Source organism: Rhizobium sp. CNPSo 3670, from assembly GCF_057784555.1.
Genome location: NZ_JBXSOL010000007.1, coordinates 1 through 26084 on the forward strand (window position 1 = coordinate 1; position 26084 = coordinate 26084).

Genomic DNA, 26084 nt, shown 5'->3' on the forward strand with positions numbered 1-26084 from the left:
AAGGCGCCCGCGAGATCGCCAGGCGGGCCCGCGGCACGCCGCGCATTGCGGGCCGGCTGCTGCGGCGCGTGCGTGATTTCGCCGAAGTGGCAAGGGCCGAGGCCGTCACCCGCGAGATCGCCGACGAAGCGCTGACCCGCCTGCTGGTCGACAATGTCGGTTTCGATCAGCTCGACAAACGTTACCTCAACATGATCGCAGTCAATTTCGGCGGCGGACCGGTCGGTATCGAAACCATCGCCGCCGGCCTTTCGGAACCGCGCGACGCGATCGAGGACATTATCGAGCCCTACATGATCCAGCAGGGCTTCATTCAGCGTACGCCGCGCGGCCGCGTTCTGACCGCAATCGCGTGGAAACATCTGGGAATGCAACCGCCCAAGGAGATGGAGGCTGCGCAGTTCCGGCTGTTCCAGGAGGACGACTGAGTGATCACCCGCCGCGGATTTTTCAAGGTTCTTGGCGGGGGTGTCGCAGGCGTCATGGCGCTCGGCGGTTATGCCTTCGCCTATGAACCGCTGGCGCGGCTCGGCATCACCCGCTACCGACTGACGCCGCCGGGATGGACATCGGGGCTGAAGCTTCGCGTTGTCGCACTCGCCGATATCCATGCCTGCGAACCCTGGATGTCGGCAAACCGCATTACCTCGATCTGCCACCGGGCCAACGAACTCGAAGGCGACGTGACCGTCCTGCTCGGCGATTACGCCTCGGGCATGAACATGGTGACGCAGTACGTGCATTCGAGCCAATGGTCCAAGGCGCTGGCCGCACTCCAGGCACCACTCGGCGTCCACGCAATCATGGGCAATCACGACTGGTGGGAAGACAGGACCGCCCAGAAGACCGGCGGGATGGAAACCTTCGGGCACCGGGCTCTTGCCGATGTCGGCATCCCTGTCTACAGCAACCGCGCCGTCCGGCTCGAAAAGGATGGCCGCGGCTTCTGGCTCGCAGGGCTCGAAGATCAGCTGGCGCTGCTCCCGGGCAGGAAATGGGGTCGCACGCGCATGACCGGCCTCGACGATCTCGATGGAACGATGGCTCAGGTCACCGATGACGCGCCCGTCATCCTGCTTGCCCATGAGCCCGATATCTTTCCCCGCGTGCCCGAGCGTGTCTCGCTGACGCTCTCGGGTCACACCCACGGCGGACAGATCCGGTTCTTCGGCCGTTCACCAATCGTCCCCTCGCGCTACGGCGATCGCTACGCCTATGGCCATATCGTCGAGGAGGGGCGCAATATCATCGTTTCCGGTGGGCTCGGCTGCTCCATTGCTCCTGTCCGCTTCGGCGTACCACCGGAAATCGTCGTAATCGATCTCGGATAAGAACGACATGAGCAAGCGCACTCCCATCCGCCTGACTCAGGGTGCTGCGCGTTTAAACTACCGTATTGCCGGCCTCGGCTTTCGCGATGGGCACGTGCTTGTTCATCGCGCCGTGCACGAGCCCTTCTGGACCTTTCCGGGCGGTCGGGCGGAAATCGGCGAGACGTCGGAGGAAACGCTGAAACGCGAGATGATGGAGGAGCTTGGCCTCAAGGTCACCGTCTTGCGCCTGCTCTGGATCGTCGAGAACTTTTTCCACTACGAACAACGCGACTGGCATGAACTCGGCTTCTATTATCTGATGGAAATCCCGGCGGAATTTCCCTTTCAGCCGCATGAGATCATCCATCGCGTCGAAGATGGCGACAACCATACCTAATTCAAATAGGTGCCGGCAACGCGCGCGGCCCTGACCGCGCTCGACATCCCGCCCTATTTCATCGCTGATGAAATCGAGAACCTGCCCGGGGCACCACGTCATCTCGTCTGGCGCGACGGCAATCTCGATGACTGACGCAAACATTCCGGAGTGCTGAAAGAGGAAAGCCGCCGATGTCGACCTTCGATCCCGCCAGGGCGTTTCGCAAGCTTGCCTATAACAACGCCCTTGCCAACCACCGGCTGCTTCACGCCTGCGCGGCGTTGAAGGCGGGCGAATTCGAAGCGCCGCGCACGAGCTTCTTTCCGTCGATCAAGGAGACCCTGAATCATATCATCACCGTCGACTGGTTCTATGTCGACGGCATGGAAGGTGGCACGCTCGGCTTCCAGGCTTTCGAGGTGGACGAACCCTTCGACGATGTCGAGTCACTGACCCAAGCGCAGGCAAAGGTCGATCAGCGCCTGATCGACCTTTGCGAAGTCCTGACGCCGGAAAGGCTGATCTCGATCGTCAGTCTCCATCGCGGCGATCGTATTCAGCAGGAGCGGACGGACGACGTGCTTGCCCACCTTTTTCAGCATCAGACCCATCATCGCGGCCAGGTCCATGCGATGCTTGCCGGCACCAGCGTTACCCCGCCGCAACTCGACGAATTCATCGTCGCCGATGATGCGCGGTTTCGCGGCAGGGAACTCGCCGAACTCGGCTGGAGTGAAGAACGGCTGATGCGTTAATCCTGCAGCCGTCTCTTCAGCCCATCGATGATTGACTTGGTGAGAAGATCGTAGTTCTCATCAAAATGATGGTCGCCGGGCAGTTCGACCACTTCGGCGCCGCTATTTTTGAGTGCCGGACAAGCGACATCATCGTCATCTTCCTTGCCGTAGATGCACTGCACCAACTTCGGATCGACGTTCTTCAGGTCGCTGATCGGATCTCCCCCTGCCCCTTCGGTCTTCTGGCCGAGCCAGCCGAGAACGGAGATGACGTAATCAACTTGGTGCGAGAGCGACAGCAGCGACAACTGCACCACGGAGGACTTCTCGGCCGGTTTGAGAAGCTGATAGGTGGCGGGCACGACATCGGCGCCGAAAGAGTAGCCGACGAGCAGAACATGCTTCACCTTCCACTGCTTACGATAGAAATCGATGATCTTCGAAAGATCGTTGGCTGTCTCCTCGGGCTTGCGCTCCGACCAGAAATAATGAAGTGAATCAACGCCGACGACGGGAATGCCTTCTTTTTGCAGCGTGCCGCCGACCTCCTTGTCGATGTCGCGCCAACCGCCGTCGCCGGAATAGATCACGGCCATCGTATCAAAGGCAGGCGTTGCTTCCAGCACCGCCAGCGGCAGGCCGAGCGGATTGCCGAAGGCGCCGGAGGCAGTGACGAGGTCATCGAGCGTGTCGCCGAATACCGTCTGTGCATCGTCTGTGGAATCGCGGATCTCGATCTCGGAATGGGCTTTCTGTAGCGCCTCGGCATGCGCCCGGCCGTCCTTGTCAGCTTTAGGCGTGAAAACTGATATGATCGGATCCGGCAGGGCGCCGTCGCTGAGGCCATAGACCGTGCGTTGGCCGATCACCTTCTTGGAAGCCGGCGTGCAAAGCTCCTTGGTTAGCGGAATGCCGGCCAGCGGATCGACCGCAAGCGTCTGACCGATCGTCGCATCCGGCGTCTGAGCCGCGATCGCCAAGGCCAAGGCGCCGCCCTCGCCGATGCCGGCGACGATCGGCAGGTGATAGGCATTGTTGCCGGTCGCGCGTTGAACCTGCTGGCTCAGCGATTCGATATCCGAGACCATGTAGATGCAGCCGTCGTTGAGGCTGACGTCGTAGCGGCTGAGCGCCTGCATATAAGAGGGAAAGTCGACGCCGATGACGACAGCGCCTTCGGCGACCAGCCTGTCGGCCTCGGCCTTCTCATAATCGCCCCAGCCGGCGGCATCCGAGATCAGCATCACGGTGCCCTTCACCTCCCCTTCCGGCAGGAAGATGTGCGGCGATGGGATGAGTCCACTTTCGAAGCTCTGCGTGGTTTCCTCGGCGGCATCAGCCGGCGCGGCCGCGAGCATGCAGACGCATGCCGTGGCAAGAAGGATTGTCCTGATCATTTTCTCACTACCCCTTTCAATCCGCCCCCGATCAGAAATGTCGCGTCCATCAACGCGATCATCGGATTGCCTCCTCCGGAAACCGCAAGATAGCGCGGTTGCCAGTGCGGATGAAACTTGGATTTGAATGCCCGAAGGCCTTTGAAGTTATAGAAGCGCTCGCCGTGCTCGAAGATGGTGCTACCGATACGGTCCCAGACGGGCGCTGCTTCGCGTTTCGACATGCCGGAGAGAGGCGCCATGCCGAGATTGAAGTGGGTGAAACCCTGGTTACGCAGATATTCCATGATCTGCACGAAGAGAAAGTCCATTGAGCCCTTCGGCGCGTCCGGCGAGAAGCGCATCAGATCGATCGTGCTCTCCTCCCGGGATTCGGTGACGAGGATATTGGCGAAGGCGACGATCTTGCCGTCCTTCTTCAGGATGCCGACCGGTTGCGAGGAAACGTAATCGGGATCGAAGGAACCGAGCGAGAAGCCTTTTTCCTTGGCATTGTGATGTTCGAGCCAGGCCGTGGAAACGGCGGCGAGATCATCGATGATATCAGGCACGTCCTCGGCCTCTACCACCGCGAATTCCAGCCCGTCGCGCTGGGCTCGGCTCGCCGTCTGGCGAAGGTTCGCCCATTTGCCGCCCTTCATTTCGAAGGTCCGGAGGTCAACCACCGCCAGTTCGCCGAGCTTGAAGGCGCGGAGGCCGGCATCGGCGCAATGGGAAAGCAGCGCCGGCGAAATCTGGTAGAAGACGGCGCGGCAGCCGGCAGCGCGCGCCGCTTCGACGAACCGCCAGACAAGTTCCTGCACGGCGCGATGATCGCCAATCGGGTCGAACAGTGCGATCCATGAGCGGCCCTGCCGGCCGTACATGATGAAAGCGTCGCCCTTTTCCGAAAACATGATGCTCTTGTCGCCCATGCGCACCAGATTGGCATCGGCATTGCCCTGCTTCCTGACAATGTCGACGGCACGCGTCAGCGCCTCCTCTGTCGCCGGCTCGGGCCGGAAAGCAGCCGGTCGGAGCAGGCTGAAAATGGCGATCGCCGAGGAGATGATGGTGATGCCGAGCAAGGCGCGCAGTCCCCGCGGCGCCTCGGCGGTGAATTCGAATTGCCACCAGAGTTCGTTGCTGTATTCGACATCGCGATAGACGAAGAGCAGGATGACGACGGCGCCAACGACGATCACGGCGATCGCCATCAGCCAGGATGCCGTCATCGCCTGGTTGAGCAGCGATGCATGCCGGGTGAAGAGCCGCCGGCTAACGAAGAGCCCGAAGATGAGAAAGGCGAGAAAGGCTGCTTCGACGAGGGCAATCGCCTTCAGAAGCGACAAGGTCAATGCGGCAACGGCCGAAAACACGGCCACCCACCATGCGCCGTCGAGCCTCTGACCGAGGCCGCGCGCCGCGACCACCAGCGCGAGCCCGAGCAGGCTGGAGAGGAAGTGCGCCCCTTCGACCATCGGCAACGGCAGATAGTTGGAAAGAAATTCCAGGTTCTGGTCCGGCGTCGGCGTGACGCTCGAAAACACCAGCATGACGCCGAGCAGCAGCGCCAAGGTTGACAACAGCTGCGGCATCAGCCGTCCGCCGATACGGCGGACGCTGGAGGCGGCGGGGTGATCGACGAAACGGCGCAACTCCGCCGCCGAGACCGCGAGCACGGCGATCAACAGCGGCAAGACATGGTAGATCAGCCGGTAGAGCACCAGCGATCCCAGCACCGCGTCGATATTCACCGCGCTGCCGAGCGAAGCGATGATCACGGTCTCGAACACGCCGAGCCCGGCGGGAACGTGGCTGAGCACGCCGAGACCGACGGCGATCGCATAGACGGCGAGGAAGACCGGCCATCCAATCGCCGTCTGCGGCAAGAGCACGTAGAGCACCGACGCGGAGGCGGCAATATCGAAGGCGGTGACCAGAAATTGGCGCGACCAGGTGCGCGAGTCCGGCAGGCGGATTGCCACGGCCCCGAAATCGAGCACACGACCCTCGCGGCCGATGATCATTACAGCCCCGAGAATGGCGATGATCGAGCCGGCAATCAGCCGCAGAAGAAATGGACTGACACCGACCAGCGGCCCGATCTCGCTGGCGATGATGATGAGGGCGATCGACGCGACGGCCGCCAGCCCAAGGCCGAAGGAGAGCGTGACGAAGGCGATGATGCGGCCGATATCTTCCGGCGAGAGCCCGAGGCGCGTATAGGCGCGATAGCGGATCGCCCCGCCCGACAGTGCGCCGAAGCCGGCGGTGTTGCCGACGGCATAGGCGCTGAATGCCGTCAGCGCCACATGCGGAAAGGGCAGCTTCTTGCCGATATATTCGATCGCATTGAGATCATAGAAGACCAGCGAAAGGAAACTCAGCGCCGTGAAGAACAGAGCAAGCAGGATCGCGCTCGGCCTCGTCGCAGCCAGCGCTGCGACGACATCGTCATAGCGCACCTCGTTGGTAAGCTGCATGATCGCGTAACCGACGAGACAGAAGACGATAAGCGTCGCTGCCGCAGTGAGCGGCGTTCTGTAACGTCTGAAAAGCGTGCGAAAAGAAAACCCGTCCGTCGCCTCGATCTCTTCCAAATTGCCGTGACCCGACATCTCTTACCTGCGCAGTTTCCAATTCGACGGGAATCATTTTTCGAAGACGTAACATGACGGGCATAGAAGCTCTATGAAGCCATGCCGACGCTACCCGACCCCGCCGCCTGCGCCTCAATCATCTTCAATTGGGGCGAATTTGCGCAGGAATACCTGATGGCACATTGCATTTTCGTAAGCTTGAATGCCTTGCGGCGGTAATGAGGTTCAGGTGGCGGCATTCATGCAGCCGGTTCGCCGTTGGCTCGCATATGAGAAGCGTAACGCGCGACGGCAGCCTCCAAATCGGCCTCTCGATCGCCCGCCACCTGCACCGTCGGCACGGCGAACTCGATGCCGCTTTCCTTGAAGGCGTTGCGGATCATCGCCAGTGCGTTGCGTCGGATGACGAATTGCTCGCCGGGCTTCGTCATCATCGACAGGCGGATCTCGATTGCGAATTCTCCGAATTGCTCGACGCCCTTCATCTTCAGTGTCTCGATGATGTGCGGGCCGAATTCCGGGTTTTCGAGCAGTGTCTGGCCGATCTGCTTGATCACCTTCTTCGCCTTAACGAGATCGGTGTCGTATTTGACGTTTAGGCTGATCTTGTCGATCGTCCAGTCGCGATTCAAGTTCTTCACCGCGCCGAGTTCGCCGAACGGCACTGTTGTCAGCGGCCCGCGATGATGTCTGAGCTTCACCGATCGCAGGCTGAAGGCTTCGACGACGCCCTTGTGGCTGCCGCTTTCGATATATTCGCCGACGCGGAAAGCATCGTCCCAGAGATAGAACATGCCGCTGATGACGTCCTTGACGATCGTCTGGGCGCCGAAGCCGACGGCAACGCCGACGACCCCGGCTCCGGCAATCAGCGGCCCGATCTCGATGCCGAGGCCGGAGAGCACCATCAGAACCGCGATGACAGCGATAACCACGGCAAGGATATTGCGGAAGATCGGCAGTAGCGTCTGGATCCGCGCATGTTTCGCCTTTTCCTCGTCCGTCGCGGTACCATCCAGGGGTGAATCGAGCAGCTTGCCGTCAATATAGGCTTTGACGACGTGCCAGAGCAGATCAGCCGCAAGCAGGATGACAATGCCTCCGATGACGCCGCGAGCGATCTTGTCGACCATCTTGTCGCCGGCAGCCATCGTGTCAGCGCCGACACCAAGCAATCGACCGAGCCAGATTGCCGCGATTGCGATGATCAGCGCACGCACACCGCGATCAAGCAACACGGTGGCGATGCGGCGCGTGGCAAGGAAACTCGCCTCGGTCTGCCGCAGCGATTTCACCGCGATCGTCGCGACGGCGAGCACCCGCGGCAGCATCAGCACATAGATGCCGAGCCAGAGCAGCCAGTTGAAGCCGGTGACCCAGAGGCCCCAGAGCAGCAGGAAATAAACGGTGAGCGTCCAGGAAATCTCGTGACCGCGCTTCTCGTCCTTATGAGGCCGCGACCAGACCGCCTCGATGGCGATCAGCAGCAGTCCAATGCCGAGAATGTACCCCACAAACAGCCGGGCGCTCGGGGAAAAGCCGAGCGGCTCCATCGACTGAATGGCCGCCCAGCCAAAGATAAAATAGATGACGAAGGTTGCAGAGCGGCGATACCAGAAGAGTGCGACGGCACGTCCCGGCATGGTCGGCGCGGGGACGCCCTGCCGTTCTTCCTCGGCTCGCGCCAGTCCGATGAGATCGACCAGCACACCGCCGAGGCAGATTGTAAAACGCTGGACGATCAGCGCAACGACACAGACGATCGCGATACTCTGGCTGAGCGGCGGCCAGTAGAGGCTGAGCAGCGTCAACACAGTCGCCGCCGCGAAGATCAGTGCCGGGATGACGCGTGGCGCCAGATGCATGCCTGCCATCTGAGCCAGACGGCGACGGCGGCGGCGGAAGGCATAGCGGGCAATGCTTTCAATGATCGCGCCCAGCAGAAAGATCGCCAGGAACTGGGCGATCATACGGACCCGGCCAGTGGCGGCGATTTCGCCGAAAAGCAGCGAGGATGCATTGCTAATCTGCGAGGGCAGCGTCATCGCGGCATCGGAAACCATCGAGACATGACGGCGGGAATGCTGCAGCAAACCCGACAAGACGGACATCTGGTTTTCCGCCGCTGTATCGCCCGCGGGCGTCGCCGCCATCTGGGTCGACATCCATTGCTTGACCTCGGGCGTCTGCATTAGCTGCATCATCTCACGCACCTGGGCCGGCGGGTTGGCCGCGGCTGGCGCTTGCGCCGGCTGGGCCTGGGCAAAGCTGGGCGAAGCCACGGAGAAAAGCGCAATGAATGCCAATATGCCCGATATGGCGGCCGTCAAGCCGCCTGCCCTGTCACGCTTCACGACCGCCCTCCAACGAAGTGTCGGCGCTTGCACGAAACGAGGCCGACATCTTGCAATGGATACTCGCGACTGCTGCCGCCAGCAAGCGGTAGAAAAACCATGCCGATGGCTAGGAACAGCCGCGGCTGTCGCCTGCCCGAGCCACGCCTTCAATCCGCCATTTACGGGGCGACGGTCGCCTTGGACTCAGTGAAGGGAGCCTCAGGATTTCGAAGCCGGCTTTTCCACGTGGCCTCCGAAACCCGCCCGCATTGCCGACAGCACCTTATTGGCAAACTCGTCATTGTCGCGCGAGGAGAAGCGGCCGTAGAGCGCCGCACTCAGCACCGGCGTCGGCACGCTTTCATCGATTGCCGCCATGATCGTCCAGCGGCCCTCGCCGCTATCCGAGACCCGCCCGGCAAATTTCGAAAGTGCGGGGTCGGCATGCAGTGCATCGGCGGTGAGATCAAGCAGCCAGGAGGTGATGACGCTGCCGCGGCGCCAGACTTCCGCGACATCCTGCAGATTGAAGTCGTATTGGAAATGTTCGGGATGTGCGAGCGGCGCAGTTTCCGCATCGGCATCATGCGAAGCGGCGCCGATATTGGCATGTTTCAGAATGTTGAGGCCCTCGGCATAGGCGGCCATCAAACCGTACTCGATGCCGTTATGCACCATCTTGACGAAATGGCCGGCGCCATGCGGGCCGCAATGCAGATAGCCCTGTTCGGCGGTGCTGGCCGCGGCCGCCTCGGCGCTGCGGTTCGGCGAGGCCTCCGTCTTGCCGGCCCCTGGCGCCAGCGTCGCGAAGATCGGCGAAAGGTGCTGGACGATGCCCTTTTCGCCGCCGATCATCAGGCAATAGCCACGCTCCAGGCCGAAGACGCCGCCGCTGGTACCGACGTCGACATAATGAATGCCCTTGGTGATCAGCTCAGCGCCGCGGCGGATGTCGTCATGATAGTAGGAATTGCCGCCATCAATGACGATATCGCCGTTCTGCAGCAGCGGCACCAGGCTCGCCAGCACCTTGTCGACGATCGCCGCCGGCAGCATCAGCCAGATCGCACGCGGATGCGTGAGCTTCGAGACGAATTCCTCCAGCGAAGCGCTGCCGGTCGCGCCGAGACCTGCCAAATCGGCAACGCTTTCGGGCCTGGTGTCGTAGACGACGCATTCGTGACCGCCCCGCATCAGGCGCTGGACCATATAATTGCCCATGCGGCCCAAACCGACCATACCAAGCTGCATAATGAATCTCCTGGAAACCGAGATGAAGTATCGACTCCGGAAACTAGCACCCGCAGTGTGACAGGCAAGCAAAGTCTGGCGATGGCCGCCGATCTCCTTCGAGACAGCCTCGTCAGACATCCGGGGCGCTGGCCGGCTCGCCCTTCATCTCGCTGAGATACATGCCGTCGCGCAAATTGATGCCGTATTCGACGAAGGCCTTCATGCTGCAAAGCATCTGCGTCCAGCCTTCGCAGTTGAGATAGGTGCCGCGCCGGCCGGCCTCGTCCTCGCGCCAGCCGTTCTCGGCAATCGTCACCAGCGTGCCGCCGTCCTCCAGCGGCTTGAAATTCATTTCCACCAGCGTCTTATACCTTGTCTTGTCCTCAGCAGTGCCGCCGTCCCAGCGAAGCACGATGCGGCTTTCCGGCACAAGCTCAACAACCTCGACCGGCGCATCCTTCCACCAGGTTACTGTCGTGCCTTGAACGAGCGGGGCGCTCGCCCCGCCGATCGTGGTGAAATAGCTGCTGAGCTTCTTCGGGTTGACGACGGCATCGAACACTTCGGCAACAGGACGGCCGATCCGGCCGGAAACGCGGATTCCGAGAGACATGGCACTTCTCCTCTTCTCCATTGTGCCTGATGCCATTATGTTATAAAAATATAACATGTCAAGCGAATCAACCGACAACTCTGTCTTCAAGGCGCTAGCGCATCATCGCCGCCGCGAGATTCTCGACCTGCTCAAGGACGCGCCCCGCACCACCGGAACGCTTTGCGAAATGTTTCCGGAAATGGACCGCTGCACGGTGATGCAGCATCTGAAGGTGCTTGAGGAAGCGGATCTGATCATCGTCAGAAAGGAGGGCCGCGAACGCTGGAACCACCTGAACAGCCTGCCGATCAAGCATATCTACGACCGCTGGATCAGCGCCTATGCAGGTCATGCCCTGTCGATCCTCGATCAGCTAAGAAGCGATCTCGAAGACCAGCCGGAACAATGATCCGGCGTGAGGATCGGCTTGCCTTCCGGCCCGCCGAACTCCTATCCTGGCAGAGATGCATGGGAGCTCACGACAAATGACGATATCAGGAGCCGGCATACGCCGCATGCGGTTGCTGCGCAGCATGAAGCAGCAGCACCTTGCGGAACTCCTCGGCGTCAACCAGGCGACCGTCTCGCGCTGGGAGCGCGGCCAGCTTGGCCCCTCGCCCGAACAGGCCGTCAAGCTGGAGCGGATCTTCGCCTCGCCGCAACATGCTGCGGCCGACGCGGCTTTAAGGCGCCTGGTCGAGGATTCCGTCCGGCCTGTACATCTGATCTGCGATAGCACCCATCGGCTGCTTTCTGCCTCTCGCTTGCGGCAGGCGGAATGGCGCGCCCCGCTCAGCACTTTTCTCGGCCGCTCTCTTTTCTCTTACGCTTCCACCGAGATCGCCGCCGCCGAACAGTCTCTGGAGGTAAGAGGCTGGCACGAGGGCAGGCTGCTGTCGTTGACCTTCGATACCGGCGCCAACGGCAATGCACGCCTGCCGATTGCCCCCGGCCGCGTCACCTGGGAGCGGATCAGGCTTTCCGACGGCAGCGCTGGCCGCCTCGTCACCACAATCCGCTGAGCTTGCAGCTTTCCTGCATGCCCGTGCATAATTTATGCGTTGTCCCACGACACCGGTCTTTATAGCGTCCGCCGCTGACACGGTCAGGAGAGGATGCGATGATGATATTGGTGACGGGAAGCGCAGGCCATCTCGGCGAGGCGCTGATGCGCAGCTTGAGAGCTCAGAGCCGGTGGGCGCGGGGCATCGACATCAGGCCATCGGCTTTTACCGATATGGTTGGTTCCATCGGTGACCGGGGCTTCATCCGGCGGGCGATGTCGGGCATCAGCCATGTCGTCCATGCCGCGACACTCCACAAGCCGCATGTGGCGACCCACGGCAATCGCGATTTCCTCGACACCAATGTCGGCGGCACGCTGAACCTGCTTGAAGAGGCGACCGCCGCGGGCGTTGCAAGCTTCGTCTTCACCAGCACCACCAGCGCCTTCGGTGCCGCATTGACGCCGGCCGCCGGCGAACCTGCCGCGTGGGTCACCGAGGACGTGCCTCCTATAGCGAAGAATATCTACGGCGTGACGAAGCTCGCCGCCGAAGGCGTCTGCGAACTCTTCGCCCGCAAATTCCGCCTGCCTGTCGTCATCCTCAGAACATCGCGTTTCTTTCCCGAAAGCGATGATGATTCCGAGATTCGCAACAGCTATTCGGCGGAAAATGCGCAGGCCAACGAGTTGCTTCATCGCCGCGTCGATATCAGCGACGTGGTCGGCGCCCATTTGCTGGCGCTCGAAAAGGCACCGGCGATCGGCTTCGGCCGCTATATCATCTCGGCCACGACGCCGTTTCTATCGGGCGACGTTGCTGAGCTCAGGCGTGACGCGCCTGCTGTCGTCGAGCGGCTGTTTCCAGGTGCAAACACGCTTTACGCCGAACGCGGCTGGAAAATGTTCCCGACGCTCGATCGCGTCTACGTCAACGAACGCGCAAGGCGCGAACTTGGCTGGCAGCCGCGCTATGATTTCCGTTTCGTGGTCGACTGCCTGCGCGAGCGCCGGGAATGGCGAAGCCCATTGGCGATCGACGTCGGCTCCAAGGGCTATCATGACGAAGTCTTCGCTGAAGGACCCTATCCGGTCGCCTGAGATAAGACGCTGAATGCCGGGATCGCAAAGCGTCATCGAAGCCATGGGCATTGCAAGCGTTCTCGATCCGCAGTCGCCGGACGATTACTTCCTGTTTGTCGCCAACGACAACGACTTCCTCACACAGGATGGCTTCCAGGTGGGCGCAGCCTACAAGGCGGACGCGGCGCCGACGTCGACACGATGTTCCAGGTCTTCCAGGTCACCCTTGCCTGAAGAAATAAGGACATCTTGAAAGGGGCGGACGTGCAACTCACGTTCGCTCCTGCATCCGGCGCCCTGCCAACGATAAAGAGAAAGTGCGATCCACGACGACCGATGGATGTTTACGATCCTGGGCGCCTACAAACGTAGGTGGGCACCGTGTGTCCAGGCCCACGAGCCCGGACAGGGACAGCTCCCTTTGGATCGAGTATGGCCCCAGGGATTGTGGTTCCTGTCGAGAGGCGCAGACCGCATCGCGATATATAAGGTCGTTTGCACCGGCGCGCCAGTGGCGACCGCAGCCCGACTCTATTTAATTGACATCAATTGAGTTCGGGGGCGGCCCGGCCATTCAGCTTGTCGGTGATGCCGCGAATGCGGCTCGACACCTCGCCGAGCGCCGCCGCGAGGCTTTCCTCGGTGCGGGCAGTCGCGGCAAGCACGGTGTCGCGGTTGCCGCGCAGCGACTCGAGCTCGGATTCCAGCTCCGCGATGCGACGTGTCAGCTCGGCAATCTCATCCATGATCATGATACCGGCCATGACGGTGATCCGGAGATCGCCGATCTCACCGAACTGGCCCTTGAGATGGCCGACATAGCTGTCAAAACGAGTGGCGAGGTCGGTCAGATGATCCTCCTGCCCTTCCTCGCAGGCCATGCGATAAGCCTTGCCGTCGATCGTTACCGTCACCTGCGCCATATCAAATTCTCTCTCATCAGCGGTCCAGAACCGCGCGGATCGTCTCCATGGCCGTCACCAGCCGCCGCGATACCTCACGATTGACCTCTTCCAGCCGGTTGGCGCGAAACTCGGCCTGATCGAGCTCCTGGGCCAGACGGGAGCGGTCGGCATGCACACGTCGCACCTCGCCCTCGATCTCACCCTGCTCTCGCTGCCGCTCGATGCGCATGTCGACGGCGTTCTCGAGGCTCGAAATCGCCTGTCTCAATTCGTCGAGCGCTGCTTCCATGGTTTTGCCTGTGGGCATCATGCCTTTCCGATTCCCGTGCAGGACCTGCGAATCGGCCACATCTGCCGATCTTTTGATTTCAAGAGGATATGCAGCTCGCCAACGGCCCGTCAATAAATCCCGTCACCCGGCGGCCTGCCTATCTGTGGATGAACGTTTGGGCAGGCCCGCCGTGCCGCTTTGGTCTTTTGTAAAGTTGCGCGATCAAATGTCAAAAAATTGCCGCAGGCCGCTGGGTTTTGCCCCGCCATTGATTGACTCGCCAGCCCCAACTGCTATGTGTCAGCCGCTTTCACTCGATGGTCTTGGAGGCTCGAGGCCATCCCCCGACACCCGGAGCTTGCAGAAAAGCCATGACCTCTCTCCAACAAAACGACCGGATGGCGAACGCGATCCGTTTCCTCGCCATGGACGCCGTGGAAAAGGCGAATTCCGGCCACCCTGGTATGCCGATGGGCATGGCTGATGTGGCGACGGTCCTGTTCACCAAATATCTGCGCTTCGACCCCAAGAAGCCGCATTGGCCAAACCGCGACCGCTTCGTGCTGTCGGCCGGCCATGGCTCGATGCTGCTCTACTCGCTGCTGTATCTGACCGGTTATCCCGACATGACGATCGAGGACCTGAAGCAGTTCCGTCAGGTCGGCTCCAAGACCGCCGGCCACCCTGAATACGGCCACGCAACTGGCATCGAGACCACCACCGGGCCGCTCGGCCAGGGCATCGCCAATGCGGTCGGCATGGCGATCGCCGAACGCAAGCTGCGCGAGGAATTCGGTGCGGACCTCCAGGACCACCACACCTACGTGATCAATGGCGACGGCTGCCTGATGGAGGGCATCAGCCATGAAGCCATCGCCCTTGCCGGCCACCTGAAGCTCAATAAGCTGATCCTCTTCTGGGACAACAATTCGATCACCATCGACGGCGCCGTCTCGCTGTCGGACTCGACCGATCAGATCGCCCGCTTCAAAGCCGTTCACTGGAACACGATCGAGATCGACGGCCACGATCAGGCCGCCATCGCCAACGCGATCGAAGCCGCTCACAAGTCCGATCGTCCGACCTTCATCGCCTGCAAGACGGTGATCGGCTTCGGCGCCCCGAACAAGGCCGGCAGCCACAAGGTTCACGGCAGCCCGCTCGGTGCCGATGAGATCGCAGCCACCCGCAAGGCGCTGAATTGGGAGTACGAGCCCTTCGTCATCCCCTCCGATCTTCTCGATGAATGGCGCGCGGCCGGCACCCGCTCCGACAACATCGTCAAGGCATGGGAAGAAACGCTTGCCAAGTCGCCTGCCAAGGCCGAGTTCACCCGCCGTTTTGCCGGCGATCTGCCCGAAGGTTTCGACAAGGCGATCGACGATTACAAGAAGAAGCTCGCGGAAACCAGGCCGACGGTTGCGACCCGCAAGGCATCGGAAGACGCGCTTGAAATCATCAACGGTTTCGTGCCGGAAACGCTAGGCGGTTCCGCCGACCTGACCCCGTCGAACAACACCAAAACCAGCCAGATGCACTCGATCACGCCGACGGATTTCGCCGGTCGTTACATGCACTGGGGCATCCGCGAACATGGCATGGCATCTGCCATGAATGGCATTTCGCTGCACGGCGGTCTCATCCCTTATGGCGGCGGCTTCATGATCTTCTCGGATTATTGCCGCCCGCCGATCCGCCTCTCGGCTCTGATGGGCATTCGCGTCGTCCACGTCCTGACCCATGACTCGATCGGCGTTGGCGAAGATGGCCCGACTCACCAGCCGGTCGAGCAGATCGCCGGGCTGCGCGCCGTTCCGAACCTGCAGGTCTTCCGTCCGGCCGACGCCGTCGAGACGGCGGAATGCTGGCAGATCGCCATGAAGAGCAAGAACCGCCCGTCCGCTCTGGCTCTCACCCGCCAGAACCTGACGACCGTCCGCACAGAGTATAATGCGAAGAACCTCTGCGAACTCGGAGCCTACACGCTTGCCGGCAATGCCGATGCCAAGGTGACGATCTTCGCTTCGGGCTCCGAGGTCGAAATCGCCGTTGCCGCCCGCGCAACTCTGGAAGCCAGGGGCGTTTCGGTGCGTGTCGTCTCGGTGCCCTGCACGGAACTGTTCTTCGAGCAGCCGGACGCCTACCGCAAGGACGTGCTCGGCAACTCACAGGTCAAGATTGCCGTCGAAGCCGCCGTTCGCGAAGGCTGGGACGCCTTCATCGGACCGGAAGGCAGCTTCATCGGCATGAAGGGTTTTGGCGCGTCTGGTCCGGTCAAGGACGTTTACAAGCATTTCGGCATCACCGCCGACGCTGTCGTTGCGGCCGCCGAAGCAAAGCTTTAATGAGAGCGCCTTGAGGCGCTCTCCATCTCCTCAATTCCAGGCCGCCCGGCCTATCGGGCCCTATTCTATCGGGAGTGAATGAACATGACAGTCAAGGTTGCCATCAATGGTTTCGGCCGCATCGGCCGTAACGTCCTCCGCGCTATCGTCGAATCCGGCCGTACCGACATCGAGGTCGTCGCCATCAACGACCTCGGTCCGGTCGAGACCAATGCGCATCTGCTGCGTTACGACTCGATCCACGGCAAGTTCCCGGCCGAGGTGAAGGTCGAAGGCGACACGATCATCGTCGGCGGCGGCAAGCCGATCAAGGTCACCGCGATCAAGGATCCGGCAACGCTGCCGCACCGCGAGCTCGGCGTCGATATCGCCATGGAATGCACCGGCATCTTCACCGCCCGCGACAAGGCCGCCGCCCACCTGACGGCCGGCGCCAAGCGCGTCATCGTCTCGGCTCCCGCCGACGGCGCTGACCTGACGGTCGTCTTCGGCGTCAACCATGACCAGCTCACCAAGGAGCACATGGTCATCTCCAACGCCTCCTGCACCACCAACTGCCTGGTACCGGTCGTGAAGGTTCTCGACGACGCCGTCGGCATCGACCACGGCTTCATGACGACCATCCACTCCTACACCGGCGACCAGCCGACGCTCGACACGATGCACAAGGACCTGTATCGCGCCCGCGCTGCCGCCCTCTCCATGATCCCGACCTCGACGGGCGCCGCCAAGGCCGTCGGACTCGTGCTGCCGCACCTCAAGGGCAAGCTCGACGGCACCTCGATCCGCGTTCCCACCCCGAACGTCTCGGTCGTCGACTTCAAGTTCGTCTCCAAGAAGGCCACGACGGTCGGCGAAATCAACGAAGCCATCAAGGCTGCCTCCAACGGCAAGCTGAAGGGCATCCTCGGTTACACCGACGAGCCCCTCGTCTCCCGCGACTTCAACCACGACAGCCACTCCTCGATCTTCGCAACCGATCAGACGAAGGTCATGGAAGGCAATTTCGTGCGCGTCCTGTCCTGGTACGACAACGAGTGGGGCTTCTCCAGCCGCATGTCCGACACGGCAGTCGCCTTCGCCAAGCTCATCTGAGCGCCCGACTATCGAAAATCGCAGACGGCCCGGGAAACCGGGCCGTTTTGTTATAGGCGCACGAAGCCGGTGATGGCATTGTTGATAACCCCGGAGCCGCAATCGCACTCGGGGAGATAAAGAGGGATGGATGGATTATTTTACCGTTGAAATCGCCGGCCGCGCCGTCGCCAGCTTTCGCTCGAAGAATCATGAGGAAGCGACGCATTTCTTCGAGGCGGAAGATTTTCGCGACGACCTGACCATCCTTGAGTCCGAGGGCAAGCCCCTGTGGGACCGCAAGGCGACGCTCAGCCTGCGCAAGGCGACTGCTGAAGAAGCAAGCGAAGTCGAGCACGCCTATGAATTCGACGACGATCCGGAAAGGACCATCGACGACGAGTTCGTGGTTTTCCTGGTCCCGGTCGAAGATCTGACCGAAGAGGGTGAGGACACCGAAGACTGACAGTCGATATGTATCGGCCTTCCAAGTTTAAAAGCCAATCTCGAAGCGACGATTTCGCTGCGGCCGCGGGACGGAATCACGGTTGGCAATCCCCTGCCCAAGCGTGATAAACTGAAGGGTGCATCACGTTGCACAATGGCTGAATGATCCAAGCGGAGGCGATAAATGGCAGAGGTGCAAAAACGCTTGCCCCACAGCACCCTCAAGCGGCGGCAGCGGTTTCACCCCAAGCGGGACGTCCGACCTGCCGTGCTGGCAAAGGCCAATCGTCTGGTCGTCCGGGTCGCCGCGTTCATCGGTGTTGCGTTTCTCGCCGTCATCATACTTCAGGCGGTGTTTTGATAGCGGAGCAATGGCCGGCCACATAGCCACAGTCGGCTCATCCCCGCAGACTATTCGCTTCATCGGGCAAAGCCAAACCGGCCGCGCGGAGGAATGTGTCCTATACTATTGCGATCTATGGGTAGCTGCTGGAAAAATCGATCGTACCTTCTTTCGCCCTGCTCTTGCCTGATTTTCTTATACATTCTTTGTAGAGAGTTTCTCCCGTAGCATTTCCGTGTCGGTGTCCGGCAGCCGTTCAGCAGCATGATGCAGCACGAGACGAGGTTAAGCCGCAAGGCCTACCCTTCTATGCCGGTTTGCCGTTTACTGATGGATCGACGTGGAATGGAGGGGTTGAGACAGGCGGATCGGTCGGGGGTGGCCACATCCGCGAAGGATTCGATAGAAAGGGGTGGGCATGGAAGCGTTCTATATTGTGGTGCTGGTCGCGACGGCGCTCGTGCTTCTTGCCGCTTTTTCGAGCCTGCTCGCCTTCCGCTTCGGCGCCCCGCTGCTGCTGCTCTTCCTGATGATCGGCCTTGCCGCTGGCGTCGACGGGCTCGGCATCGAATTCAGCAACAACTATCTCGCCTATATTCTCGGCTCTATTGCTCTCGCGGTCATCCTGTTCGATTCCGGCTTCGGCACGCCGATGCAGGCCTTTCGGCTCGCGGCCGTGCCTTCTCTGACGCTCGCCTCGGTCGGCGTTCTGATCACCGCCTCCCTCTTTGCCGTCGCTGCCATGTGGCTGTTGAACTTCACCTGGCTCGAAGGCCTGCTGCTCGGTTCGATCGTCGCATCGACGGATGCCGCCGCCGTCTTCTTCCTGCTGCGCATCGGCGGCATCAACATCCGCGATAAGGTGCGCTCGACGTTGGAAGTCGAATCCGGCACCAACGACCCGATGGCGATCTTCCTCACCATCGCCCTTGTCGAGGTCCTGGCGAGCGGCGAGCGTTATGCCGGCATCAATATCGGCATGCTCGCCATGTTCGTGCAGCAGATGGGGCTCGGCGTAATCCTCGGCCTGCTCGGCGGCATGATGATCGTGTTGATCGTCAGCAAGCTCGATACAGATCGTGGCCTCACGCCGATCTTCGTGCTGGCGCTTGCACTTCTCGTCTTCTCCTTCGCCGGCGCAGTCGGCGGCAGCGGCTTCCTCGCCGTCTATGTCGCCGGCATCTACGCCGGAAACCGGAGAATGCAGGCGCTCGGCACCATCAAACGCTTCCAGGACGGCATGACCTGGCTGGCGCAGATCATCATGTTCCTGGTGCTCGGCCTGCTCGCCACTCCATCACAATTTCCCGCCATCGTCATACCGGCCATCCTGCTTGCCCTCTTCCTGATCTTCATTGCCCGACCACTGGCAATCTGGCTGTCGCTGCTTCCATTCGATTATACGCAGCAGGAGATCGGTTTCGTCGCCTGGGTTGGCCTGCGCGGCGCCGTCTCCATTTTGCTTGCTATCATGCCCATCCTCGGCGGCCTGGAAAACGGTCAGCTCTTCTTCAACACCGCCTTCATCATTGTGTTGGTTTCCCTGCTCGTCCAGGGCTGGACGATCAAGCCAATCGCCAAGAAGCTCGGTCTGATCATTCCGCCGCGCATCGGCGCCGTTGACAAGGTCGAGGTCGATCTTCCGGGCGCTGCCAACCATGAGCTTCTCTCCTACCGTGTCATCAAGGATAGCCCGGTTTTGCGCGGCGAGCGCATTCCGCGATGGGCTACCCCTTCGCTTGTCATTCGCGACGGCAAGTCAATGCGTTATCAGTATGCCGGGCGGCTGCGCGAAAACGATCTGATCTATCTCTTCATCGTGCCGAGTTATTCCCGGCTGCTCGACCGGCTCTTCGCCAGCCGGGCGCCGGTGGACGAGGATGATGCCGAATTCTTCGGCGCCTTCGCGCTCTCGCCTGCCCGTCCCGCCGCCGATCTCGATGCCGCCTATGGGCCCGGCCTGCTCAACGAATCCGAGAAAGGCCTGACGATCGCGGAACTGATGCGGCAGCGCCTCGGCGGCAAGGCCGATTATGCCGATCGCGTCCGTCTCGGCTCGATCATCCTCATCGTCCGCGATCTCGACGAGCACGACCATATCACCTCCGTCGGCATGTCTCTCGAAGCGGTCGAACCCGCCACCACCCTGCCGATCTTCATCAACCTCAAGGACATTATTCAGCGCATCCGCGACCGGTTGAAGGGACGCCGCAACCGCGAAGCGGCGGTCCCCGAAACCATGCCGAAAACATCGGTCGGAGGCGAGAAAGCCAGACGCGAAAACGGTCGCTGAACGCCTTGCGTCTCGAATGATCCTTGCTATGGTCGGCGCGACTTCCGCCAACCAAGACTGGATCTTCCCCATGCCTTCTTTCAAGACCCTCGACGATCTCTCCGACATCAGCGGCAAGCGCGTGCTCATCCGCGTCGACCTCAACGTCCCGGTCAAGGACGGCAAGGTTACTGATACGACGCGCATCGAGCGGGTGGCGCCGACGATCCTCGAACTATCGGGCAAGGGCGCCAAGGTCATCCTGCTTGCTCATTTCGGCCGGCCAAAGGACGGTCCGTCGCCGGATCTGTCACTGTCGCTAATCGCCCCTTCCGTCGAGGAAGTGCTCGATCATGCCGTGCTGACGGCCTCCGACTGCATCGGCGAGGCCGCCGCCTCCGCCGTTGCCGCAATGAAGAATGGCGATATTCTGCTGCTGGAAAACACCCGCTTTCACAAGGGCGAGGAAAAGAACGATCCTGACTTCACCAAGGCGCTTGCCGCCAATGGCGATATCTATGTCAACGACGCCTTCTCCGCCGCCCACCGCGCCCATGCTTCCACCGAAGGCCTTGCCCACCACCTGCCGGCCTATGCCGGCCGCACCATGCAGGCCGAGCTGGAGGCGCTTGAAAAAGGTCTCGGCAATCCCACCCGTCCCGTCGTCGCAATCGTCGGCGGCGCCAAGGTTTCGACCAAGATCGATCTTTTGATGAATCTCGTGAAGAAGGTCGATGCACTCGTCATCGGCGGAGGCATGGCCAATACCTTCGTCGCCGCGCGTGGCACCAATGTCGGCAAGTCACTATGCGAGCATGATCTCGCTGAAACCGCCAAGCAGATCATGATCGAGGCCGCGACATCAGGCTGTGCCATCATCCTGCCGGAAGACGGCGTCGTCGCCCGCGAGTTCAAGGCGGGTGCCGCCAATGAGACGGTCGGTATCAACGCAATTCCCGCCGATGCCATGGTGCTCGACGTCGGGCCGCAATCCGTTCAGGCCATCAATGCCTGGATCGAGCGCGCCTCGACGCTCGTCTGGAACGGTCCGCTCGGCGCCTTCGAGATCGAGCCCTTCGATGCAGCAACGGTTGCTGCCGCAAAATACGCCGCCGAGCGCACGGCGGCCGGCAAGCTGACCTCCGTAGCCGGCGGCGGCGATACCGTCTCAGCTCTGAACCATGCCGGCGTTGCCGACGACTTCACCTATGTCTCCACCGCAGGCGGCGCTTTCCTCGAATGGATGGAAGGCAAGGAGTTACCCGGCGTCGCCGTTCTCAACGCCGATAAATGACGCTAAGCGGATTTGGCAGATTTTACATGTGGATAGACCGCGGCGGCGAGAAGCCTTCCGCGGTCTTTTGCTCAAGCGCCGGAAAAATTCCCAGTCTTTCAAACGATTGAAACGATTTCAATCGTTTCAGTGACTTAGCCTTCCATTTTCCTCCCTATAAACTTCTGTTATCGCCGTCCTATATTCTTAAACCGCCGATGTTTCATGCTGTGGAGAGAACGAATGAGCGAACGACTGGAAGACATCGCAGTGCAGATGGTTGCAGGCGGCCGGGGACTGCTTGCGGCTGATGAATCGACCTCCACCATCAAGAAGCGTTTCGACACGATCAATCTCGAATCGACCGAAACGAGCCGTCGCGATTACCGCGAGATGCTCTTCCGCTCCGACGAGGCGATGAAGAAATATATTTCCGGCGTCATCCTCTTCGAAGAGACGCTCTTCCAGAAGGCCGCAGACGGCACGCCTTTCGTCGACATCATTCGCGCTGCTGGTTCCATTCCCGGCATCAAGGTCGATACCGGCGCCAAGCCGATGGCCAAGTTCCCGGGCGAAACCATCACCGAAGGCCTCGATGGCCTCGGCGAGCGCCTTGCTCGCTATTATGAGGCCGGCGCCCGTTTCGCCAAGTGGCGCGGCGTCATCGCCATCTCCTCGACGCTGCCTACCCGCGGCTCGGTTCGCGCCAACGCTCAGGCGCTTGCCCGGTACGCGGCCCTCTGCCAGGAAGCCAAGATCGTTCCGATCGTCGAGCCGGAATGCCTGATGGACGGCAAGCCGGGCGACCACAATATCGACCGCTGCGCCGAAGTCACCGAATCCACGCTGCGCATCGTTTTCGAAGAGCTGGCCGAAGCCCGAGTCAGCCTCGAAGGCATGATCCTGAAGCCGAATATGGTCATCGACGGCAAGAACGCCCGCAAGGCCTCTGTCGCCGAGGTCGCGGAGCGCACCGTGCAGGTGCTGAAGCGCACGGTCCCATCAGCGGTTCCGGGCATCGCCTTCCTCTCCGGCGGCCAGTCGACCGAAGAGGCAACCGCACATCTTTCCGCCATCAATGCCACGGCCGACCTGCCCTGGTTCGTCACCTTCTCCTACGGCCGCGCCCTTCAGGACAGTGCGCTCAAGGCCTGGAACGGCAAACCGGAAAATGTCGCCGCCGGCCAGCGCGAATTCACGCACCGCGCCGAGATGAACAGCCTTGCCGCCAAGGGCAGCTGGCAGAAGGATCTGGAAAAGGCAGCCTGATTATAATGAGCCTTTAATCGCCTGCAGGAAGGGGCGGCAACGCTATGTTGCCGCCCTTCCTCATTGTCTCGGCGACAAGATACCGCTTCGCCTGACGAAAAATCGTGATTATTCATAAAGGCCCGCCGAAACAGGAGCCGCTATGGATACCATCCCCTACGTCACCGTCGATGTCTTCACCTCCACGCGTTTCGAGGGCAATCCGCTTGCCGTCATTTCCGATGCGCGCGGGCTCAGCGATGCAGCGATGCAAATGATCGCCACCGAATTTAACTATTCCGAAGTGACCTTCGTCCTGCCGCCGGAGGATCCTCGCAATTCGGCCCGTGTCCGCATCTTCACTCCGACGATGGAAATACCATTCGCCGGTCATCCGAACGTCGGCACCGCCTGTGTACTCGGCCGGCAGGCGGAGATCTTCGGCAAGCCCGTTGGCGAGAAGCTGCGTTTCGAGGAACAGGCTGGGATCGTCGAAGTCGCCCTCAAACGCAGCGGCGGAAAGGTCGCGGCCGCCGCCATCCGCGCGCCGCAGCCGCTGACAATCGGCGATGTCATTGCCGAGGAAACTATCGCCCGCTGCATCGGGCTCGAACCCGGGGCAATCCTCAAGACCAACCACGCCCCGGTCTTTGCCTCGGTCGGTCTGAACTTCGCCATTGCCGAGTTGAGCGGGCTTGAAGCGCTGGCCGCCGCCCGACCGGACCTTGCCGGATTCCAGGCGGCTGCCGGCCACCAGACGACGAGCGGCCATGACTTCTCGCTCTTCGTCTATGTCAGGACATCCGAAGATCCGTGGAATATACGCGCTCGCATGTTCGCGCCGCTCGATAACGTGCCCGAGGACCCCGCGACCGGCAGCGCTTCCGCAGCCCTCGGTGCCTATCTCGTCACACTGACGGCGGAGGCCGACATGATCGTCCGCATCACCATCGAACAGGGCGTGGAAATGGGCCGCCGCAGCATCATCGCCCTTGATGTCACGAAGTGCGATGGCACCGTCACTGACGTCGTCATCTCGGGAAGCTGCGTTTCCGTGATGCGCGGCGAAATCATCCTGCGGGACTAACGCCCGCATCGAAGCTCGAATCCGAGGCTTACATCAGGAAGTCGCGCAACAGCAGCGCCACTGCCCATATGCCGAAGGCGATCAGCGCGATCTTCCAGAAATCCATCCGCCGCCGGAGGCCGGGAAGCCCGAGCGGCTTGATCAGCTGTATCGCCATGGCAAGGATGAGCAGCAAGGCTATCAGCTTTGTCATGCTTTATTTTTTCCGTTTTTCGGAATGTCACAGGACGGACATTTTTCCGCGCGAACAAGAGGATCTCGACACGCCGTAAAGACATTCCGGGGCACAATCAATCATCTTGAGACTGGGCTGACTGAGGTCGTGCCTTATGTCCATCGTAAATCGTTAAGACCGAGTCTGGGGAAATGAAGAGAAATCTGCTGTCTGTCGCTGCGCTGCTGTTTGGCACGCTCTTCCTTTTCATGGGCAATGGTCTGCAGGGTATCCTGCTTCCCGTGCGCGGCAATCTCGAAGGCTATGCCACGACGACGCTCGGCCTGCTCGGCACCTCATGGGCGGGCGGCTTCGTCATCGGCTGCCTGGTGGCGCCGAAACTGGTGCGCCGCGTCGGCCATGTCAGAGCCTTCTCCGGCTTCATCTCGATCATCGCCATCATCGCACTGGTCAGCGGCATCATCATCGATCCGTTCTGGTGGGTGATCCTGCGTGCGGTGACTGGCTTCTCCACCGCCGGCACGTCCATGATCATCGAAAGCTGGCTGAACGAGCGCGCCAGCAACGAGAGCCGTGGCGCGATTTTCTCGCTCTATATCGGCATCACCCTGCTCGGCGTCGTCGGCGGCCAGATGATGATCCCGCTCGAAGATGTGCGCACGCCGGTGCTGTTCATGATCTGCGGCATCTTCTATTGCATCGCGATGCTGCCGACGACGCTTTCGACCGCGGCCTCACCACAGCCGCTGAAAGCTGTGCGCCTCGACCTGCCGGCGCTCTACCGCAATTCGCCCGTGTCCTGCCTTGGCATTCTGCTCGTCGGCATTGCCAACGGCGCTTACGGCACGCTCGGGGCTGTCTTCGGCGCCGGCGCCGGCCTTTCCGACACCAGCATCGCCGTCATGATGAGTTCCACCATCTTCGCCGGCGCGATGATGCAGCTGCCGGCCGGCCGGCTTTCTGATCGCGTCGACCGGCGCTACGTGCTCGCCGCCCTGTCGGCGATTGCCGCCATCGCCGGCTTGCTGATCTTTCTGCTTCACCCGACATCCCCTGCCTTGCTGATCGGGCTCGTTGTCCTCTACGGCGCGGTGGCCAACACGCTCTATCCGATCGCTGTGGCTCACGCGAACGACTTCGCGGCGTCGGAGGATTTCGTCAAGGTCTCCGGCGGCCTGCTGCTGCTCTACGGCATCGGCACAGTCATCGGCCCGACGCTCGGCGGCCCGGTCATGTCGGCAATCACCCCGCATGCGCTTTTCCTGGTCACCGCCGTCGCTCACGTGCTGATCACCGTTTACGCCATCATCAGAAGCCGCATCCGCGCGGCCGTCCCAGTCAGCGACCGCGACGCCTATACGACGATCCCGACCGGCACTTCGCCGATGCTGACGCCGCAGAGCATGTCGCTGGCCGATCGCGGCACAGGTAAATCTCCCGAAAGCAGCGATCCTGCTGTAAAGTTCGGTTAGGCCCTCTCTACAAAAGCCGCACTGCGGTTTTCGCCCTGGCTCGGGAAAAATAAAAATGGGGAGGGCGAGGCTGGATTTGGGCCGGATCGACCTAAATTCCGATTCCGTGTGGGCCGCATTTTTCGGCATTATGCTGCCGGCAGCAAAAGGAGGAGAATCGATGAGCTTTATCGATGACGACCGACCGCAGAAGAAAACCGCCCACGAGATCGGCGCCGATCTCTCCATGCTTTCAGTGGATGAGTTGAAGGCGCGAGTGGAATTGCTGAAAACCGAGATCGCCCGGCTCGAAGCCGAAGCTATCCGCAAGGCATCCGGGCGGCAGGCCGCTGAAAGCTTCTTCCGCTCGTGATCCGCTAAAAGCCTCCGAAAACAAGGGCATGGGCAGGAAAATGAGCCAGCCTCAAGTCTTCATTCGGCACAATGTTAATAAGATATTAAGCTTTATGAGGTATTACTGTAATCATCCAGACTTTCTCTGGATCTCAGACAGTTTTCCAAGCGGTGAATTGGT

Annotated in this window: 24 protein-coding genes, 1 other RNA gene and 2 pseudogenes; 18 read left to right on the top strand and 9 right to left on the bottom strand. The window is 61.1% G+C overall.

Annotation, left to right across the window (positions count from 1 at the left end):
* The 4 genes and pseudogenes from AC13QO_RS08855 to AC13QO_RS08870 form a co-directional block, all read left to right on the top strand.
* A partial coding sequence (locus tag AC13QO_RS08855) for a Holliday junction DNA helicase RuvB C-terminal domain-containing protein (RefSeq protein WP_488540471.1) occupies positions 1 to 428 on the top strand: 428 nt, incomplete at its 5' end.
* The gene (locus AC13QO_RS08860; protein WP_488540472.1) at positions 429 to 1331 is read left to right on the top strand and encodes a metallophosphoesterase; all 903 of its coding nucleotides are present in this window, start codon (positions 429 to 431) and stop codon (positions 1329 to 1331) included.
* A 7-nt stretch (positions 1332 to 1338) separates the two neighbouring features.
* Positions 1339 to 1845: pseudogene (locus AC13QO_RS08865) on the top strand (NUDIX hydrolase).
* Between the two features lie 38 nt (positions 1846 to 1883).
* Complete coding sequence (locus AC13QO_RS08870) at positions 1884 to 2447, top strand: DinB family protein (RefSeq protein ID WP_488540473.1); 564 nt, start codon at positions 1884 to 1886, stop codon at positions 2445 to 2447.
* On the opposite strand, the gene AC13QO_RS08875 is transcribed toward AC13QO_RS08870, so the two are convergent.
* The 5 genes from AC13QO_RS08875 to AC13QO_RS08895 all read right to left on the bottom strand — a co-directional run bounded on the left by AC13QO_RS08875 (position 2444) and on the right by AC13QO_RS08895 (position 10590).
* Positions 2444 to 3826, bottom strand: a complete 1383-nt coding sequence (locus tag AC13QO_RS08875) for a virulence factor family protein (RefSeq protein WP_285192637.1) — start codon at positions 3824 to 3826, stop codon at positions 2444 to 2446. The genes AC13QO_RS08870 and AC13QO_RS08875 overlap by 4 nt on opposite strands.
* Positions 3823 to 6426, bottom strand: coding sequence for a bifunctional lysylphosphatidylglycerol flippase/synthetase MprF (gene mprF / locus AC13QO_RS08880; protein WP_488540474.1), 2604 nt, complete (start codon positions 6424 to 6426; stop codon positions 3823 to 3825). Before mprF ends, AC13QO_RS08875 begins: the two co-directional genes overlap by 4 nt.
* A 221-nt stretch (positions 6427 to 6647) precedes the next feature.
* Complete coding sequence (locus tag AC13QO_RS08885) at positions 6648 to 8762, bottom strand: mechanosensitive ion channel family protein (RefSeq protein ID WP_488540475.1); 2115 nt, start codon at positions 8760 to 8762, stop codon at positions 6648 to 6650.
* 201 nt (positions 8763 to 8963) lie between these two features.
* Positions 8964 to 9995 carry a phosphogluconate dehydrogenase (NAD(+)-dependent, decarboxylating) gene (gene gnd, locus AC13QO_RS08890; RefSeq protein ID WP_085779344.1) on the bottom strand — a complete coding sequence of 344 codons (1032 nt, stop codon included), beginning with the start codon at positions 9993 to 9995 and terminating at the stop codon, positions 8964 to 8966.
* A 112-nt stretch (positions 9996 to 10107) separates the two neighbouring features.
* Positions 10108 to 10590, bottom strand: a complete 483-nt coding sequence (locus AC13QO_RS08895) for an SRPBCC domain-containing protein (protein WP_085779345.1) — start codon at positions 10588 to 10590, stop codon at positions 10108 to 10110.
* A 55-nt stretch (positions 10591 to 10645) separates the two neighbouring features.
* Between AC13QO_RS08895 and AC13QO_RS08900 the strand changes: the two genes are divergently transcribed.
* The 4 genes and pseudogenes from AC13QO_RS08900 to AC13QO_RS08915 form a co-directional block, all read left to right on the top strand.
* Positions 10646 to 10981 (top strand): ArsR/SmtB family transcription factor, encoded by a 336-nt coding sequence (locus AC13QO_RS08900; protein ID WP_085779346.1) that lies wholly within the window; start codon positions 10646 to 10648, stop codon positions 10979 to 10981.
* Between the two features lie 76 nt (positions 10982 to 11057).
* Positions 11058 to 11594, top strand: coding sequence for a helix-turn-helix transcriptional regulator (locus tag AC13QO_RS08905; RefSeq protein ID WP_221157197.1), 537 nt, complete (start codon positions 11058 to 11060; stop codon positions 11592 to 11594).
* A 98-nt stretch (positions 11595 to 11692) separates the two neighbouring features.
* Positions 11693 to 12676 (top strand): NAD-dependent epimerase/dehydratase family protein, encoded by a 984-nt coding sequence (locus AC13QO_RS08910; RefSeq protein WP_488540476.1) that lies wholly within the window; start codon positions 11693 to 11695, stop codon positions 12674 to 12676.
* Between the two features lie 37 nt (positions 12677 to 12713).
* Positions 12714 to 12892 (top strand): annotated as a pseudogene (locus AC13QO_RS08915) (esterase-like activity of phytase family protein); the annotation flags it as partial.
* A gap of 83 nt (positions 12893 to 12975) precedes the next feature.
* Here the strand turns inward: AC13QO_RS08915 and ssrS are convergent.
* The 3 genes from ssrS to AC13QO_RS08930 all read right to left on the bottom strand — a co-directional run bounded on the left by ssrS (position 12976) and on the right by AC13QO_RS08930 (position 13873).
* Positions 12976 to 13134: non-coding RNA, 6S RNA (gene ssrS, locus AC13QO_RS08920), on the bottom strand.
* Positions 13135 to 13203: 69 nt separating this feature from the next.
* Complete coding sequence (locus AC13QO_RS08925; RefSeq protein ID WP_488540477.1) at positions 13204 to 13581, bottom strand: cell division protein ZapA; 378 nt, start codon at positions 13579 to 13581, stop codon at positions 13204 to 13206.
* Positions 13582 to 13597: 16 nt separating this feature from the next.
* Positions 13598 to 13873 (bottom strand): DUF4164 domain-containing protein, encoded by a 276-nt coding sequence (locus tag AC13QO_RS08930; RefSeq protein WP_011426717.1) that lies wholly within the window; start codon positions 13871 to 13873, stop codon positions 13598 to 13600.
* 332 nt (positions 13874 to 14205) lie between these two features.
* Between AC13QO_RS08930 and tkt the strand changes: the two genes are divergently transcribed.
* From tkt to AC13QO_RS08970, 8 genes are all read left to right on the top strand, one after another.
* Entirely contained in the window at positions 14206 to 16179 is a 1974-nt protein-coding gene (tkt, locus tag AC13QO_RS08935) for a transketolase (protein ID WP_488540478.1), read from the top strand.
* An 84-nt stretch (positions 16180 to 16263) separates the two neighbouring features.
* Entirely contained in the window at positions 16264 to 17274 is a 1011-nt protein-coding gene (gene gap, locus AC13QO_RS08940; protein ID WP_221157199.1) for a type I glyceraldehyde-3-phosphate dehydrogenase, read from the top strand.
* Positions 17275 to 17404: 130 nt separating this feature from the next.
* Complete coding sequence (locus tag AC13QO_RS08945) at positions 17405 to 17719, top strand: hypothetical protein (RefSeq protein ID WP_488540479.1); 315 nt, start codon at positions 17405 to 17407, stop codon at positions 17717 to 17719.
* Between the two features lie 165 nt (positions 17720 to 17884).
* Complete coding sequence (locus tag AC13QO_RS08950) at positions 17885 to 18061, top strand: hypothetical protein (protein ID WP_198175465.1); 177 nt, start codon at positions 17885 to 17887, stop codon at positions 18059 to 18061.
* 400 nt (positions 18062 to 18461) lie between these two features.
* Positions 18462 to 20336 (top strand): potassium/proton antiporter, encoded by a 1875-nt coding sequence (locus AC13QO_RS08955; protein ID WP_085779352.1) that lies wholly within the window; start codon positions 18462 to 18464, stop codon positions 20334 to 20336.
* A gap of 70 nt (positions 20337 to 20406) precedes the next feature.
* Complete coding sequence (locus AC13QO_RS08960; RefSeq protein WP_198175466.1) at positions 20407 to 21609, top strand: phosphoglycerate kinase; 1203 nt, start codon at positions 20407 to 20409, stop codon at positions 21607 to 21609.
* A 222-nt stretch (positions 21610 to 21831) separates the two neighbouring features.
* Positions 21832 to 22857, top strand: a complete 1026-nt coding sequence (locus tag AC13QO_RS08965; protein ID WP_085779354.1) for a class I fructose-bisphosphate aldolase — start codon at positions 21832 to 21834, stop codon at positions 22855 to 22857.
* A gap of 142 nt (positions 22858 to 22999) precedes the next feature.
* Positions 23000 to 23923, top strand: coding sequence for a PhzF family phenazine biosynthesis protein (locus AC13QO_RS08970; RefSeq protein WP_488540480.1), 924 nt, complete (start codon positions 23000 to 23002; stop codon positions 23921 to 23923).
* A gap of 28 nt (positions 23924 to 23951) precedes the next feature.
* On the opposite strand, the gene AC13QO_RS08975 is transcribed toward AC13QO_RS08970, so the two are convergent.
* The gene (locus tag AC13QO_RS08975) at positions 23952 to 24116 is read right to left on the bottom strand and encodes a hypothetical protein (RefSeq protein ID WP_285192624.1); all 165 of its coding nucleotides are present in this window, start codon (positions 24114 to 24116) and stop codon (positions 23952 to 23954) included.
* A 173-nt stretch (positions 24117 to 24289) separates the two neighbouring features.
* Here AC13QO_RS08975 and AC13QO_RS08980 point away from each other — a divergent pair, with 173 nt between their 5' ends.
* On the top strand, positions 24290 to 25570 hold the full coding sequence (locus tag AC13QO_RS08980; protein ID WP_488540481.1) for an MFS transporter: 1281 nt from the start codon (positions 24290 to 24292) through the stop codon (positions 25568 to 25570).
* A gap of 160 nt (positions 25571 to 25730) precedes the next feature.
* The gene (locus AC13QO_RS08985; RefSeq protein WP_488540482.1) at positions 25731 to 25922 is read left to right on the top strand and encodes a DUF1192 domain-containing protein; all 192 of its coding nucleotides are present in this window, start codon (positions 25731 to 25733) and stop codon (positions 25920 to 25922) included.
* The last annotated feature ends 162 nt before the right edge of the window (positions 25923 to 26084 follow it).